At 65.8% G+C, this 14,752-nt stretch carries 15 protein-coding genes; 13 read left to right on the plus strand and 2 right to left on the minus strand.

The genetic code is table 11. The features are described 5' to 3' along the window. Positions 1-21: 21 nt before the first annotated feature. Positions 22-570 carry a lipocalin family protein gene (locus SOM47_RS03400; RefSeq protein ID WP_414715768.1) on the minus strand — a complete coding sequence of 183 codons (549 nt, stop codon included), beginning with the start codon at positions 568-570 and terminating at the stop codon, positions 22-24. A gap of 218 nt (positions 571-788) precedes the next feature. Here SOM47_RS03400 and SOM47_RS03405 point away from each other — a divergent pair, with 218 nt between their 5' ends. Both SOM47_RS03405 and SOM47_RS03410 read left to right on the plus strand, forming a co-directional pair. Further along, entirely contained in the window at positions 789-1,067 is a 279-nt protein-coding gene (locus SOM47_RS03405; RefSeq protein WP_320504766.1) for a hypothetical protein, read from the plus strand. 69 nt (positions 1,068-1,136) lie between these two features. Further along, entirely contained in the window at positions 1,137-3,239 is a 2,103-nt protein-coding gene (locus SOM47_RS03410; protein WP_320504767.1) for a prolyl oligopeptidase family serine peptidase, read from the plus strand. Positions 3,240-3,297: 58 nt separating this feature from the next. Here SOM47_RS03410 and SOM47_RS03415 read toward each other — a convergent pair whose 3' ends face one another. Next, positions 3,298-4,500: a pyridoxal phosphate-dependent aminotransferase gene (locus tag SOM47_RS03415; RefSeq protein WP_414715769.1), complete on the minus strand. Its 1,203-nt coding sequence runs from the start codon at positions 4,498-4,500 to the stop codon at positions 3,298-3,300. Between the two features lie 101 nt (positions 4,501-4,601). Between SOM47_RS03415 and SOM47_RS03420 the strand changes: the two genes are divergently transcribed. The 11 genes from SOM47_RS03420 to SOM47_RS03470 all read left to right on the plus strand — a co-directional run bounded on the left by SOM47_RS03420 (position 4,602) and on the right by SOM47_RS03470 (position 14,714). After that, entirely contained in the window at positions 4,602-6,713 is a 2,112-nt protein-coding gene (locus SOM47_RS03420; protein ID WP_320504769.1) for a S9 family peptidase, read from the plus strand. Between the two features lie 164 nt (positions 6,714-6,877). Beyond that, complete coding sequence (locus tag SOM47_RS03425; RefSeq protein ID WP_042614322.1) at positions 6,878-7,303, plus strand: YbaN family protein; 426 nt, start codon at positions 6,878-6,880, stop codon at positions 7,301-7,303. A 65-nt stretch (positions 7,304-7,368) separates the two neighbouring features. Next, positions 7,369-7,647: an LPS translocon maturation chaperone LptM gene (lptM, locus tag SOM47_RS03430; protein WP_042614323.1), complete on the plus strand. Its 279-nt coding sequence runs from the start codon at positions 7,369-7,371 to the stop codon at positions 7,645-7,647. A gap of 73 nt (positions 7,648-7,720) precedes the next feature. After that, positions 7,721-8,533: a diaminopimelate epimerase gene (gene dapF, locus SOM47_RS03435; protein ID WP_042614335.1), complete on the plus strand. Its 813-nt coding sequence runs from the start codon at positions 7,721-7,723 to the stop codon at positions 8,531-8,533. Then, positions 8,530-9,201: a DUF484 family protein gene (locus SOM47_RS03440; protein ID WP_042614324.1), complete on the plus strand. Its 672-nt coding sequence runs from the start codon at positions 8,530-8,532 to the stop codon at positions 9,199-9,201. The genes dapF and SOM47_RS03440 overlap by 4 nt, the downstream gene beginning before the upstream one ends. An 8-nt stretch (positions 9,202-9,209) precedes the next feature. Next, positions 9,210-10,130 (plus strand): tyrosine recombinase XerC, encoded by a 921-nt coding sequence (gene xerC / locus SOM47_RS03445; RefSeq protein WP_192082884.1) that lies wholly within the window; start codon positions 9,210-9,212, stop codon positions 10,128-10,130. 239 nt (positions 10,131-10,369) lie between these two features. Continuing rightward, entirely contained in the window at positions 10,370-10,906 is a 537-nt protein-coding gene (locus tag SOM47_RS03450; RefSeq protein ID WP_152620665.1) for a fimbrial protein, read from the plus strand. A gap of 106 nt (positions 10,907-11,012) precedes the next feature. Beyond that, complete coding sequence (hslV, locus tag SOM47_RS03455; protein ID WP_042614336.1) at positions 11,013-11,564, plus strand: ATP-dependent protease subunit HslV; 552 nt, start codon at positions 11,013-11,015, stop codon at positions 11,562-11,564. Between the two features lie 82 nt (positions 11,565-11,646). Continuing rightward, a complete protein-coding gene (gene hslU / locus SOM47_RS03460) occupies positions 11,647-13,020 on the plus strand; it encodes an ATP-dependent protease ATPase subunit HslU (RefSeq protein ID WP_042614327.1) in 1,374 nt (457 codons plus the stop codon). Positions 13,021-13,353: 333 nt separating this feature from the next. After that, positions 13,354-13,905: a fimbrial protein gene (locus SOM47_RS03465; protein WP_320504770.1), complete on the plus strand. Its 552-nt coding sequence runs from the start codon at positions 13,354-13,356 to the stop codon at positions 13,903-13,905. 266 nt (positions 13,906-14,171) lie between these two features. After that, positions 14,172-14,714, plus strand: coding sequence for a fimbrial protein (locus tag SOM47_RS03470; protein ID WP_320504771.1), 543 nt, complete (start codon positions 14,172-14,174; stop codon positions 14,712-14,714). Positions 14,715-14,752: the final 38 nt, after the last annotated feature.

The following is a 14,752-nucleotide window of genomic DNA, read 5'->3' on the forward strand; positions in this document are numbered from 1 at the left end:
GCCCGGCGCGGTGGCCGCAGCTCAGCGCTGGTTGGGCACTTCGTAGCCGAGTTTGTCGACCTGGCTGCGCTGCTGCGGCACCCGCTTGAGCTTGTCGGTGTTCACCCCGTACTCGTCACGCAGGCGTTCGGCCAGCTTCTTGTACAGACCGTTTTCCATTTCCGGCTTGCGCGCGAAGATCCACGCCATCTCACGGCCGGGATAGCCGACCAGCGCCCACGAATAATCCGGCGCCACTTCCAGCACGCGCGAATGGGTGGGTACCACGCGGTAGAACCAGGTGCGCCAATCGTGATTGCCGCTGTCTTCGTCGACCGAGGCGCGCGCCTGGATTTCCTGCATCGGTTCACTGAAGCCATCGCGATAGCGATACGTGATTCCGATCTTCTGCGGCTCGCGCAGGGTGTATTCATTGACGCTGGCCACGTGGCCGCGTTCGATGAAATTGGGCACGCGGCCGATCACATACCAAGTGCCCATGAAGCGCTGCAGGTTGATCGGCGCCCCCCGTTCGTCCTGATCGGCAACGGCCACCGGCTCCGGCGCGCTGGACGCGCTGGAACGGAACATCGCACAACCCGGCCCGACGATCAGGGTGGTCAGCAGGACAGCACACAACGGGCGGATCGACGGCATGGGAAAGCGGGCTCCAGGAGGGCTTGCGCAAGCATGGTCGAATGCGCGCGAGGGATTCGTCAATGGTGTCTGACGGTGGGATGTCGCAGCTGGTGAGAAACGACAGGGGCAAGGTGGCGACTCGGAACCCTTTTTCGCCTTCGGAGACCTCCATGCGCCCACATCATCCTGCTCGCTCTCCTTCCCCGGACACCGGTCCAGACCCGCGCCTGCTGCGTTGTGTCAGGCACGTAGCGCTGGCGGGATTGGCGATGGTGCTGGTCTGGCCGGCCGCACGTGGCAATGCGGCGTGGATCGGCTGGATGCCGCTGTGGCTGCTGGGCATGCCGCTGGCGGCGTGGTGGTCGCTGCTGCGCTTCCCCCTGCCGCGTTGGCAACGGCGCCGCGTGCAGGCGCGCCGGCGGGCCACGCGCACGGTCCATACGGCCTGACCTTCGACATGGGGGCAGGGCGCAGGCCCTGTGATAGCGTTCTGCAGCTTATGACTGTCTGGAACCACAATGTCACGACTCGCTTCCGCCTGCCTGCTGGCCGGCATGATGACCGCTGCCTCGCTGGGGACCGCCGTGGCCGCTGAAACTGAACAGAACGATCAGTACGCTTGGCTGGAAGAGGTTGGCGGTGACAAGCCGCTGGCCTGGGTGAAAGAGCAGAATGCCAAGGCAGAAGGGCGCCTTGCGCAGACGCCGGCGTTCAGCCGGATGGAAGCCAGCATCCGTGAAGTGCTCGATTCGGATGCCAAGATTCCCGGCGTGGAGAAGATCGGCGAGTACTACTACAACTTCTGGAAAGACAAGCAGCACGAACGCGGGCTGTGGCGCCGCACCACCCTGGCCGAGTACCGCAAGGCGTCGCCGCAGTGGGAAACGGTGATCGACCTGGATGCGCTGAACAAGGCCGAAGGCGAGAACTGGGTGTGGCACGGCGTGGAATGCCTGCGGCCGGAGTACGACCGCTGCCTGATCGCGCTGTCGCGCGGCGGCGCTGATGCCGATGTCACCCGTGAGTTCGACCTGGCCAGCCGCAGCTGGGTTACCGGCGGCTTCTTCCGGCCCGAATCCAAGGGCGGGCTGGGCTGGGTCGACCGTGACAGCGTGTTCGTCTATACCGATTTCGGCGATGGCTCGATGACCACCTCCGGTTATCCGCGCGTTGCCAAGCTGTGGAAGCGCGGCACGCCGCTGGCGTCGGCGCAGGTGGTGTATGAAGGCAAGCCGGACGACATGTACATCGCGGCCGTGCACGATGACACCCCGGGCTTCGAACGCAACCTGGTCAGCCGTACGCTGGCCTTCTACAACAACGAGCTGTACCTGCGCGCCGACGATGGCAAGCTGACCAAGATCGACGCGCCGAACTCGGCTGAAAAGGGCCTGCACAAGCAGTGGCTCAGCCTGGAGCTGCGCGAACCGTGGACGGTGGGCGGCAGGACCTACGCGGCCGGTTCGCTGCTGGCGGCCAGGCTGGACGACTTCCTCGCCGGCGAGCGCGATTTCGACGTGCTGTTCGCCCCGACCGATACCACCTCGCTGGCCGGTGCGGTGTGGACGAAGGACCACGTGGTGCTGAACGTGCTGGACGACGTCAAGAACCGGCTCAGCGTGCTGACCCCCGGCAGCAACGGCTGGACCCGCAGTGGGTTCGTCGGTGCGCCGGCATTCGGCACGCTGGGTGTCGGCGCGGTGGACAGCAACGACAGCAACGCCGTGTGGGTGACCGCCACCGATTACCTGACCCCGACCACCTTGGCGCTGGCCGAGATCGGCAGCGCGCCGGAAGTGCTGAAGACCATGCCGGCGTTCTTCGATGCCGAAGGCAAGGTCATCGAGCAGCACTTCGCCACCAGCAAGGACGGCACCCGCGTGCCGTACTTCGTGGTGCACGCCAAGGACATGCCGCGCGATGGTTCGAACCCGACCCTGTTGTACGGCTATGGTGGTTTCGAGATCTCGCTGACCCCGAATTATTCCGGCGGCATGGGCCGTGCGTGGCTGGAAAAGGGGGGGGTGTACGTGGTCGCCAACATCCGTGGCGGCGGTGAGTATGGGCCGCGTTGGCACCAGGCCGCGCTGAAGCAGAACCGCCACAAGGCGTATGAGGACATGGCCGCGGTCGCGCGCGATCTCGTCACGCGGAAGATCACCTCGGCCAAGCACCTGGGCGTGCAGGGCGGCAGCAATGGCGGCCTGTTGACTGGCAACATGCTGACCCAGTACCCGGAGCTGTTCGGTGCGGTGGTGGTGCAGGTGCCGCTGCTGGACATGAAGCGCTACAGCCACCTGCTGGCCGGTGCCTCGTGGATGGCCGAGTACGGCAATCCGGATACGGCCGACTGGGAGTACATCAAGACCTTCTCGCCGTATCACCTGTTCGATGCGAAGAAGGCGTACCCGCCGGTGCTGTTCACCACTTCCACCCGCGATGACCGCGTGCATCCGGGACACGCCCGCAAGATGGCGGCGAAGATGATCGACGCCGGCAAGGACGTGACCTACTACGAGAACATCGAAGGCGGTCACGGCGGTGCGGCCAACAATGCGCAGGCCGCGCACATGTCCGCACTGGCCTACAGCTTCCTGTGGGAGCGCCTGGGCGGTAACTGATTCGGTAGTGACGGCCGCTGGCCGTCATGGTTTTCGGGGTGACGGCCAGCGGCCGTCACTACCGTGTCAGCGTGCGCAGCCCGCGCGCGATCCGTTCCACCGCTTCCTGCAGGCGCGGGATTTCCTGCGTATAGGCCAGCCGCACATGCTGGTTTGACCGGTGGAAGCCGAAATCCAGGCCGGGGGTGAAGGCCACGTGCTCGGTTTCCAGGAAGTGGGCGCAGAACGCCTGCGCGTCGTCAGTGAACGCACTGACATCCGCGTACAGGTAGAACGCACCCTGCGGTTCCACGGCGATGCGGAAACCGAGTCCGCGCAGCGCGGGCAGCAGGAAATCACGGCGCTGGCGGAATGCCTCGCGGCGCTGTTCGAAGATCGCCATCGCTTCGTCTTCGAAGCACGCCAACGCGGCGTGCTGGGCGATGCTGGACGCGCTGATGTAGAGGTTCTGTGCCAGCTTCTCCAGTTCCGGCACTGCGGCCGGCGGTGCCACCAGCCAGCCCAGTCGCCAGCCGGTCATGCCGAAGTATTTGGAGAAGCTGTTCAGCACGAAGGCCGAGTCGTCGACCTGCAGCACGCTGGCCGCGTCCGTGCCGTAGCTCAGGCCGTGGTAGATCTCATCGACCACCATGTGCCCACCCCGCGCGCGCAGCGCCTGCGACAGCGCCGCCAGCTCCGATGCCGACAGCACCGTGCCGGTGGGATTGGCGGGCGAGGCCAGCAGCGCCCCGACACTGTGTTCGTTCCAGTGCGTGGCCACCAGGTCCGGGGTGAGCTGGTAGGCCGTACCGGCGTCGACCGGCACCAGCTGCGCGCCGCCTTCCACCAAGCGCAGGAAATGCCGGTTGCACGGATAACCCGGGTCCGCCAGCAGCCAGTGCTTGCCCGGGTCCACCAGCAGGCTGCTGGCCAGCAGCAGCGCGCCGGAACCGCCCGGGGTGACCAGGATCCGCTGCGGGTCGATATCCAGCTGGTACCGGCTGCGGTAGAAACCGGCGATTGCTTCGCGCAGCGCAGGCAGGCCGCGTGCGGCGGTATAGCGGGTGTGGCCGGCGGCCAGGGCGGCCTGGCCGGCACGCACCACCGGTGCGGCGGTGGTGAAGTCCGGCTCGCCGATTTCCAGATGGATCACATCGTGGCCGGCCTGTTCCAGCGCCTGCGCACGCGCCAGCAGGGACATCACGTGGAAGGGGGCGATATCGTGGCTGCGCCGGCTGTAGGCCGGTCGCTTGTCGTCATGCAGAAGGCTCATGCCGCCCATGGTACGCCGGTGACCAACGGCAGGCTTGTCCACTGCCACGCGTACGCCCAGACTGGCGGTTCAAGGAAGCCGTTGCAATCCCGTCCCAGGAGCCTTACTTCGTGAAGTCCACCCTCTGCCTGTTGCTTGCGAGCCTGATGACCACCACCACCCACGCCGCCCCCCCGCCCGTCGCGCCGGACGCCGAAAAGCGCCCGCACGTGGTCAAGGCCCCGTTCGGTGCCAGCCGCAACGACGACTATTACTGGATGCGCGACGACAAGCGCGAAGACAAGGCGATGCTGGCCTACCTGCAGGCCGAGAACGCCTACACCGACCAGGTGGTGGCGCCGCTGAAACCGCTGCAGGAAACGCTGTACAAGGAGATCGTCGCGCGTATCAAGCAGGACGATTCCAGCGTGCCGGCGCGTGAGCGCGGCTACTGGTACTACAGCCGCTTTGAAACCGGCCAGGACTATCCCATCCATGCGCGCCGCAAGGGCGACATGCAGGCGGCCGAAGAGATTTTGCTGGACGTCAACCAGATGGCGGCCGGCAAGGGCTACTTCAGCGTCGGCACGATGGAGGTCAGCCAGGACAACCAGCTGCTGGCCTGGGCCGATGATGATGTCGGCCGTCGCCAGTACGTCATCCGTTTCAAGGACCTGCGCACCGGTGACGTCCTGCCCGACACCATCACCGGTTCGTCCGGCAACCTGGTGTGGGCCGATGACAACCGCACCGTGCTGTACGTGGAAAACGATCCGGAAACCCTGCTGACCGTGCGGGTGAAGAAGCACGTGCTGGGCACCCCGGCGAGCAGCGATGTGGTGGTGTACGAAGAAGAAGACGACAGCTTCTACATGGGCATCGGCCGCACCCGCGACGACCGCTTCATCACCATCGGCCTGCACAGCACGGTGACCTCCGAAGAGCGCTATGCGCCGGCCAGCGATCCGACCGCCTTCACCGTGCTGGCCCCGCGCCACCGCGAGGTGGAATACGATGCCGACCACTTCGATGGTCGCTGGGTGATCCGCACCAACGACGGGGCCAAGAACTTCAAGCTGGTCACCGCGCCCACCGACGCGACCTCGCGCGCGCAGTGGAAGGACTGGATCGCGCATGATCCGGCGGTGTACATCGAAGGCTTCGAACTGTTCGATGGTTTCACCGCCATTGCCGAACGTTCCGAAGGCCTGGAGCGCATCCGCCTGCTGTTCAAGGACGGTCGCACCGACTACGTGAAGGCCGATGAGCCGGCCTACTCGATGGGCCTGGATGACAACACCGAAGCCGATACGCCGTGGCTGCGCTACGCGTACACCTCGATGACCACCCCGACCACGGTGTTGGAGATCAACACGCAGAGCGGCGAGCGTCGCCAACTGAAGCAGCAGCCGGTGATCGGCTATGACGCGTCGAAGTATGAAACCGACCGTGTGTGGATCACCGCGCGCGACGGCGTGAAAGTGCCGGTCTCCCTGGTGTACCGCAAGGGCTTCAAGAAGGACGGGACCGGCGCGCTGTTCCAGTACGCCTACGGCAGCTACGGCATGTCGATGGACCCCTACTTCAACCAGACCGCGGTGAGCCTGCTCGACCGTGGCGTGGTGTATGCCATCGCGCACATCCGTGGGGGCCAGGAGATGGGGCGCGACTGGTATGAAGACGGCAAGCTGCTGAACAAACAGAACACCTTCAACGACTTCATCGACGTCACCCGTGGGCTGGTGCAGCAGGGCTGGGCGGCGAAGGACCGCGTGGCCGCCTCCGGTGGCAGCGCCGGTGGCCTGCTGATGGGCGCGGTGGCCAACCAGGCGCCACAGGACTACCGGGTGATGGTCGCCCAGGTGCCGTTCGTCGATGTGGTGACCACCATGCTCGACCCGACCATCCCCTTGACCACCAATGAGTACGACGAGTGGGGCAACCCGGAGCAGAAGCCGTTCTACGACTACATGCTGAAGTACTCCCCGTATGACAACGTGGCCAGGCAGGCCTACCCGGCGCTGTTCGTGGGCACCGGCCTGTGGGATTCGCAGGTGCAGTACTGGGAGCCCGCCAAGTGGGTGGCCAAGCTGCGCGATGACAATACCGGTACCCATCCGATCGTGTTCCGCACCAACATGGAAGCGGGCCACGGTGGCAAGTCCGGGCGCTTCCAGCGTTACCAGGAGCTGGCCGAATCGTATGCGTTCGTGCTGGACCAGCTGGGCGTGTCGGGCCCCTGATCGATCGGTAGTGACGGCCGCTGGTGGGTGACGACGGTTGGTGGGTGACGACCGTTGGTCGTCACTGTGCCGGGCCGAAGAGCGTGACGACCAACGGTCGTCACCCACCCAGCGGCCCAACTGGTTTGACGGCCAGCGGCCGTCACTACCGTATCCTTGGTGGCATGAACACGCCTGTCCGTCCTGCTGATCCTGACGCCCCGGCGCCTGCGCGCCGGGCGCGCTTCAAGTGGGCGTGGTGGTTGCTGGCGTATGCCAGCCTGGGCACCGGCATCGTCGGTATCTTCGTGCCCGGCCTGCCTACCACCGTGTTCATCCTGATTTCGGCCTGGGCGGCGTCGCGCGGTTCCGAACGGCTGCACGGCTGGCTGCTCGGCCACCCGCGGTTCGGCCCGGCGATCCGCAACTGGCAGGCGCACGGGGCGGTCAGCCGCCGTGGCAAATGGATGGCCACGCTGACCATGGCGGTCTGTGCCGGCATCATGCTCTGGTGCGTGCCGGTGGCCTGGGTCAAGGGGTTCTCCATCGGCAGCATGATGGTGGTGTGCGGGTGGTTGTGGATGCGTCCGCTACCCCCTGCTGGAGCGTGAATCCATCCGCTGCAGGCGGGGCGCGGTGGGCGACGAAGGGCAGGGCTCGGCGCTACACTCGGGGCATGAACAATCCCCGCCGAAGCCTCATCCTGATTCCGCTGGCAGCGTCCGCGCTGCTGTTCCTCAGCGCCTGTGGCAACAAGGGTCCGCTGGTACTGCCGCAGAAGCCGGTGCCGGTGGAAGAAGTCGCCGAGCCGGTCGACGTGCCCGCCGCCGACGATGCCACGCAGGAGCAAGCCACCCCGCCTGCCACCCAGGACACCGAGGCGGGCAATCCCAGCACCGTTCCGGACCCGGTGACACCGCAGATCGACGATGGCGCCGGCGACAACAATGAGTGAGGCAGCACAGGATGCGGTAGCGGCGGCCGCTGGCCGTCAACATCCGCGCGGCACCCCACTGCGTTTCAGCAAGATGCACGGCGCAGGCAATGATTTCGTCATGATCGACCTGCGCGATGGCACCGCGCCGCCTTCGCCACAGCTGGCGGCGCGGCTGGCCGACCGGCACACCGGCGTAGGCTGCGACCAGATCATCACCATCGAACCACCGCGGGCACCCACGTCGGTGGCGTCCTACCGGATATGGAATTCGGACGGCAGCAGCTCCCAACAGTGCGGCAACGGCGCACGCTGCGTGGCCGCCTGGCTGGTCCGCAACGGCGATACCGTGGACAGTGAATTCGCCATCGACAGCCCGCTGGCCACGCATTCGGTGCGTACGCTCGGCGAAGATCGTTTTTCGGTCGAAATGGGCGTGCCGGTGTTTGAACCGGCGCAGATTCCGTTGATCGGCTTCGCCCGCCCGCGCGATGAATACCTGCTGCCCCTCCAGGGCGAGACCGTGCGCTTCGGCGCGGTGTCGATGGGCAATCCGCATGCAGTGATCGAAGTCGGCCTGGTCGATGCCGCACCGGTGGAGCGCCTGGGCGCCTCGCTGCAGCAGCATGCCTCGTTCCCCGAATCGGTTAACGTGGGCTTTGCCCAGGTGCTGGAGCCGGACCATGTGCGCCTGCGCGTCTACGAACGTGGTGTCGGCGAGACGCTGGCCTGCGGCAGTGGCGCGTGTGCGGCGGCGGTTTCGCTGATGCAGCGTGGTCGCCTGGGCCCTGATGCACGGATCAGCCTGCCCGGTGGCGAACTGCGCATCCAGTGGGCCGGTGAAGGCCAGCCGGTGGTGATGTCCGGACCCAGCGCATTCGTGTTCGAAGGGGAGTGGAACGCATGAGTGACAGTACGGAAAAACTCGCCGGCCACGAGGTTGCCGCCTGGTTGCGGCGGCATCCGGGCTTCCTGAAACAGTTCCCGGACCTGGCGCTGACGCTTGTGGTGCCGCGCGATGATGGCCCCACCGCGTCGCTGGCCAGCTACCAGCTGGACGTGCTGCGTGACAAGAACCGCGAGCTGTCGCGTCGGCTGGCGGACCTGGGCCATACCGCCCAGGTAAACGAGCGCCTCGCCGTGCGTACCCATCAGCTGACCCTGGCGTTGATGAAGCAGGACAGCGCAGCCGATACGCTGCGCGCGATGGCCGCGACGCTGGAAGAGGATTTCGATGGCGACCTGGTGCGGCTGGTGGTGCACGTGCCGGTGGCGGGGTTGGAACAGGCGCCGTGGCTGCAGGTGTTGGCCGCCGACAGTCCGCTGCTGGGGCCGTTCCGCGATTGCCTGAAGGACGGCGAGCCGATCTGCGGCCGCCTGCAGCCGGAGAAGAATGCGGTGCTGTATGGCGGACGTGCCGAGGAGATCCAGACCACGGCGCTGTTGCCGCTTCCCGGCGTCGGCCTGATCGCCGTGGGCAGCCACGACCCCAACCGGTTCTACCCGGGCATGGGCACGTTGTTCCTGCGCATGATGGGCGAATCGCTGGTCGTGGCCTTGAAGCGATTCGGCTGATCGCGGCCATGAACGATGCGGTGCCGGCATTCCTGCAGTACATGATGGTCGAGCGCCGCATGTCGGCGCACACGCTGGATGCCTACCGGCGTGATCTGGACGCGCTGCAGCGCTGGGCCGAAGCACGCGACTGCAGCGTGGATGCGCTGGACGGCGAGCAGTTGCGCGGCTTCGTCGCCGATGAGCATCGTCGGGGGTTGTCGGCCAAGAGCCTGCAGCGGCGCCTGTCCGCCTGCCGGGGGTATTACGCGTGGCAGCTCAAGCATGGGCGGCTGCAGGTCGATCCGACGCTTGGACTGAAAGCCCCACGTGCACCGCGCCGCCTGCCGCAGGTGCTCGACGCCGACGAGGCCGTGCGGCTGGTCGAACTGCCTGCTGATGGTGAACTGGGAAGGCGCGACCGCGCGCTGCTGGAACTGTTCTATTCCTCCGGCCTGCGCCTGAGCGAACTGTGCGCGCTGACCTGGCGTGACCTGGACTTCGCCAGCGGCCTGGTCAACGTGCTCGGCAAGGGCAACCGGCAGCGCCGGGTGCCGTTCGGGCGCCCCGCACGCCAAGCGCTGGAAGCGTGGCGTGCAGAAACCAACGCTGCCCCCGCAGCGCCTGTTTTCCCCGGGCGCAATGGTGCCATCAGCCAGCGTGCCGTGCAGGTACGCATCAAGCAGCTGGCGCAGCGCCAGGGACTGTTCAAGCACGTGCACCCGCACATGCTGCGGCACAGTTTCGCCAGCCACATCCTGGAATCTTCCGGCGACCTGCGCGGTGTGCAGGAACTGCTGGGGCATGCCGACATCGCGACCACGCAGATCTACACCCACCTGGACTTCCAGCACCTGGCCAAGGTGTACGACGCGGCCCATCCGCGTGCAAAGCGGCAGAGTGGCAGCACACCTGTCGCCGGACCGTCCGAGGACGACGCGGCGGGCTGACCCGACGCGTCCAGCCGGGTGCCGCCTGCCGGGCCACGCTTCCCCGCGGCAGCAAGGACGCAGCATCGTGGCAGACACGTCCATTGATGGCCGGATGAGGTGCATCTGTCTGGACATCGCGTTGCCTCAGTCGCGTCTTATGCACCCTGCGCCTGGAAAACCAGACGCTTGCCGGCCATCACTCGTCCGGTCGGGCAAAGCACCTGGGCGACGTGCAACAGGCATCGGGAGGCAGATTCGTGCGGATGATCAAGGTGGCGTTGGGATTGGCGATGAGCGCCCTGGCAACGGGAGCCGCAGGGCAGGACGGGGCCGTTTCGTTTACCGGCCGGGTGGTTGCCGCGACCTGCATTGTCGAAGGGATCAGCGATGTCCCCGGCACCGGCCCGGATATGGTGGTCCGCCTGCCTGCCACACGCCAGGCAGTGTTGAACCGGGCCGGGCGACGCGGGACGATGATTCCCTTCCACCTGGTCATCGGCAGCGGCGAGCACCCGTGCCAGCAGGCCAACGTGCGTGCGATGTTCCGCAGCGTAGGGCACAGCAACGAGGCGGGCCGGTTGAACAACCAGGGCACCGCACGCAACGTGGACGTGGTGGTGCTCAATGCCGCGTTCCAGGACGTGCAGTTGATCACCAACGAGAACTCGCTGCCGATACCCATCGACGAAAACGGAATGGGCGTGCTCAGCTGGTGGGCGACCTATCACGCCACGGCGGCGGCGCAGCCGGGCACGGTAACGGCACAGGTGGAGTACGTCCTGGTGTATGACTGAGCGTCGGGCGGGACCGCGGGCGGTCGGATGAACGGCTTCCTACCGTAGCCGCTTGATGGCGGCCGGCGCTGGCCCCATGTCCTTCGCACAGCTTACCGGAGGCCACATGGACCCCAGCCAGAATCCCACAGTTTTCCACGCCACCACCATCGTCTGCGTCCGCCGCGGCGAGCATGTGGCCATCGCCGGCGACGGCCAGGTCACCCTCGGCCACACGGTGATGAAGGGCAATGCACGCAAGGTCCGCCGGCTGGGCCGGGACAGCCAGGTGCTGGCTGGCTTCGCCGGTGCAGCGGCCGATGCCTTCACCCTGTTCGAACTGTTCGAGGCCAAGCTTGAAAAGCATGGCCAGCTGCAGCGGGCCGCCGTCGAGCTGGCCAAGGACTGGCGCACCGAGCGGCGCCTTGGCAAGCTTGAAGCGCTGCTGGCCGTGGCAGACAAGGAAACCTCGCTGATCATCAGCGGCACCGGCGATGTGATCGAACCGGAAGACGGCATCATCGCCATCGGCTCCGGTGGCTCGTACGCCCTGTCGGCCGCACGTGCACTGATGGCGCACACCGAACTGGATGCGCGCACCATCGCCAGCGAAGCCATCGGCATCGCCGGGGACATCTGCATCTACACCAACCGCAACGTGGTGGTCGAAGAGCTCTGACCGCACGGGTAGTGCCGACCTTGGTCGGCCATCGTTCTGCTAGTGCCGACTCAAGTCGGCAATCCTCATTCGTGAGCACCCCATGTCCAAGAAATTCGAGAACACCTCCGCTTCCATGACCCCGCGCGAGATCGTGCAGGAACTGGACCGCCATATCGTCGGCCAGCACGATGCCAAGCGCGCGGTGGCCATCGCGCTGCGCAACCGCTGGCGCCGCATGCAGTTGCCGGCCGAGTTGCGCGATGAAGTAATGCCGAAGAACATCCTGATGATCGGTCCAACCGGCGTGGGCAAGACCGAGATCGCGCGCCGCCTGGCGACGTTGGCCAATGCGCCATTCGTCAAGGTGGAAGCCACGCGCTTCACCGAGGTGGGCTACGTGGGCAAGGACGTGGAGCAGATCATCCGCGACCTGGCAGACACCGCGGTCAAGCTGTACCGCGAACAGGCCAAAGTGCGCGTGCGCACGCAGGCCGAAGAGCGCGCCGAAGACCGTATCCTGGATGCGCTGCTGCCACGTCGCAGCGGTGGCATCGGCTTTGATCCGGAAGCGGCGCGCAACGAGCCGTCTTCGCAGGACAACGAAACCCGCATCAAGTTCCGCCGCATGCTACGCAACGGGGAGCTGGACGACCGCGAGATCGAACTGGAGATCGCGGCCAACGTCAGCATGGATATCATGACCCCGCCGGGCATGGAGGAGATGGGTCAGCAGCTGAAGTCGATGTTCGCCAACCTGGGCGGTTCGAAATCAAACAAGCGCACGCTCACCATCAAGGCAGCGCGCCCGCTGCTGCAGGAAGAAGAAGCCGCAAAGCTGGTCAACGAAGATGATGTGCGCAGCGCAGCCATCGAGGCCTGCGAACAGCATGGCATCGTGTTCATCGACGAGATCGACAAGGTTGCCAAGCGCGGTGACAACGTGGGCGGTGGCGATGTCTCGCGTGAGGGCGTGCAGCGCGATCTGCTGCCGCTGGTGGAAGGATCCAACGTGTCCACCAAGTACGGGACGGTCAAGACCGACCACATCCTGTTCATCGCCTCCGGTGCCTTCCATCTTGCCAAGCCCAGTGACCTGATCCCGGAGCTGCAGGGCCGCTTCCCGATCCGCGTCGAACTGGGGGCCCTGACAAAGGCCGATTTCGTACGCATCCTGACTGAACCGAAGGCAGCGTTGACCAAGCAGTACGAAGCACTGCTGCTGACGGAGGGTGTCAAGATCAGCTTCAACGAAGATGCCATCGACCGGCTCGCGGAAATCGCGTTCCTGGTGAACGAACGGCAGGAGAACATCGGCGCCCGTCGACTGCATACCGTGTTGGAACGCCTGCTTGATTCATTGAGCTATGAAGCGCCGGATCGTGATGGTGAGACAATGGCCATCGACACCGCGTACGTGGACAAACACTTGGGTGAGCTGGTCAAGGATCCCGACCTGAGCCGCTACATTCTCTGATACCGCAAGGCCGCCGAAAGGCGGCCTTCTGCGTTTGCGGGGCCTGCCGGCCATGCGGCGCCGCCCGCTGCGCTCGCAGACCACGGGTCGGCGCTACCGCCGACTGCCGTGACGTGGCCGGGACCCTTTCTGGCCGACCTTGCGCCGAACTCGCGCAGACACGTGCGCCTAATCACACTGTTGCTGTGACCGCGGCCAGAACATCCGCCGCAGACGCTGCGCCTTCCGTCGCGTCCTAGTCTGTTTGCGGCCGCGCTCCTCGACGATGGCCTTCCCGGCGACAGTCCGTTCCCGGGTACGAATGGTCATTGGACGAAACAAGGAGCACCTTCCATGCAAACTGCATCAATGCGCTTGCCCGCCACGCTTGCGCTCATCCTGCTCGGCGCAACAGGCGCCGCGCAGGCCCAGAGTGGCGACATCACCTTCAACGGCGCCGTCTCGACCGTCACCTGCGAAGTCTCCTTTGACGGTGTGGTCGGCAATGACGCGACCGTTTCCCTGCCCACTATCGCGACAAACTCGCTGCGCTCGGGACAGAGCGGAGGCCGCACTCCGGTGGTGGTACGGATCAGCGGTAGTGACCCGGTCTGTTCGAGTGATCGCTTGGCCATCGCGTTGAACACCGACCGTTCGGCGAACCTGCTCAATGGCCGCCTGCGCAATGGGGTGCTGGGCCTCGGTGGCGGCACCAACGCGGTGGTGGGGCTGCGCGACGCGCAGGACGCGCCGATCAACCTGGCTGGTGGGGCGGTCCTGCGTCCGGCAGCTTCAGTGGGCGACGTGGCTGAGTTCACCTTCTTCGCCGAGTACTACGCCGACGGCCAGGATGCCATTCCGGGCGCCTTCCAGGCCCCGTTGGGTTACACCCTCAACTATCCCTGAGCCGCTGACGCATGCGGTGCGCAGTGCGTCCGTCCAAGCGCGATGCGGTTCAGTCGCGTCCGATGGCGGGGCCCTGCGGTATGGGATGTCATCGGCCACATTCGTCTGTCGCCATGAACCGGCTTTCATCCCCGTCCTATTAAATCCCGGCGGCCCGGTTACTAGATTAGATGTCAAGGACGAGCCAGTCCTTGCGGCTGACATCCAACCCACGCCGGATTCCGCCGAGCAGATGTTCCCACCCGATCAACCAAGGATTCCATTCCATGAACAAGCTTGCAATCGCGCTGTCGGCCGCCCTGGCCATTGGTGCCTCGTTCTCTGCTTCGGCGCAGAGCGGCACGATCACCTTCAACGGCCAGATCACGGCCACCACGTGCGACATCACCTGGCCGGGCAGCGGCGGCACCGCCCAAGATCCGATCGTGACCCTGCCGACCGTGCCGACCACCGCGCTGGCGAACGCCGGTGACACGGCCGGCAAGCGGACCGTTTCGCTGGTGATCGGCGGTTCCGACGCCCAGTGCACCAGCGGCACTGCAGCCATTGAACTGAACCCGAACCGCGACGCCAACCAGAGCAACGGTTTCCTGAACAACAGCGCTGCTACCGATCCTGCAGCGAACGTGCAGATCGCCCTGCGCGATGCCACCGACGCGCCGATCAACATCGCCACGCCGTGGCGTTCGGCTGAAATCGACCTGGCGTCCACCCAGCAGATCGACTTCGCCGCCGAATACCGCGCCACTGGCGCAGCCACCGCCGGCGAGGTCAACGCGAGCGTCGGCTACACCATCGATTACAAGTAATCGAACGGCCGTTGTAGTACCGGTCGGGGCCTTGGGGC

It is taken from the genome of Stenotrophomonas sp. CFBP8980, from assembly GCF_034046095.1.
In the GTDB taxonomy this organism is placed as follows: domain Bacteria; phylum Pseudomonadota; class Gammaproteobacteria; order Xanthomonadales; family Xanthomonadaceae; genus Stenotrophomonas; species Stenotrophomonas lacuserhaii.

What these genes read in the sequence shown, in the direction of transcription:
- SOM47_RS03400 (WP_414715768.1), bottom strand. Translation starts at nt 570, where the DNA reads ATGTTCCGTTCCAGCGCGTCCAGCGCGCCGGAGCCGGTGGCCGTTGCC.
- SOM47_RS03405 (WP_320504766.1), top strand. Translation starts at nt 789, where the DNA reads ATGCGCCCACATCATCCTGCTCGCTCTCCTTCCCCGGACACCGGTCCA.
- SOM47_RS03410 (WP_320504767.1), top strand. Translation starts at nt 1,137, where the DNA reads ATGTCACGACTCGCTTCCGCCTGCCTGCTGGCCGGCATGATGACCGCT.
- SOM47_RS03415 (WP_414715769.1), bottom strand. Translation starts at nt 4,500, where the DNA reads ATGGGCGGCATGAGCCTTCTGCATGACGACAAGCGACCGGCCTACAGC.
- SOM47_RS03425 (WP_042614322.1), top strand. Translation starts at nt 6,878, where the DNA reads ATGAACACGCCTGTCCGTCCTGCTGATCCTGACGCCCCGGCGCCTGCG.
- lptM (WP_042614323.1), top strand. Translation starts at nt 7,369, where the DNA reads ATGAACAATCCCCGCCGAAGCCTCATCCTGATTCCGCTGGCAGCGTCC.
- dapF (WP_042614335.1), top strand. Translation starts at nt 7,721, where the DNA reads ATGCACGGCGCAGGCAATGATTTCGTCATGATCGACCTGCGCGATGGC.
- SOM47_RS03440 (WP_042614324.1), top strand. Translation starts at nt 8,530, where the DNA reads ATGAGTGACAGTACGGAAAAACTCGCCGGCCACGAGGTTGCCGCCTGG.
- xerC (WP_192082884.1), top strand. Translation starts at nt 9,210, where the DNA reads ATGAACGATGCGGTGCCGGCATTCCTGCAGTACATGATGGTCGAGCGC.
- hslV (WP_042614336.1), top strand. Translation starts at nt 11,013, where the DNA reads ATGGACCCCAGCCAGAATCCCACAGTTTTCCACGCCACCACCATCGTC.
- hslU (WP_042614327.1), top strand. Translation starts at nt 11,647, where the DNA reads ATGTCCAAGAAATTCGAGAACACCTCCGCTTCCATGACCCCGCGCGAG.
- SOM47_RS03465 (WP_320504770.1), top strand. Translation starts at nt 13,354, where the DNA reads ATGCAAACTGCATCAATGCGCTTGCCCGCCACGCTTGCGCTCATCCTG.
- SOM47_RS03470 (WP_320504771.1), top strand. Translation starts at nt 14,172, where the DNA reads ATGAACAAGCTTGCAATCGCGCTGTCGGCCGCCCTGGCCATTGGTGCC.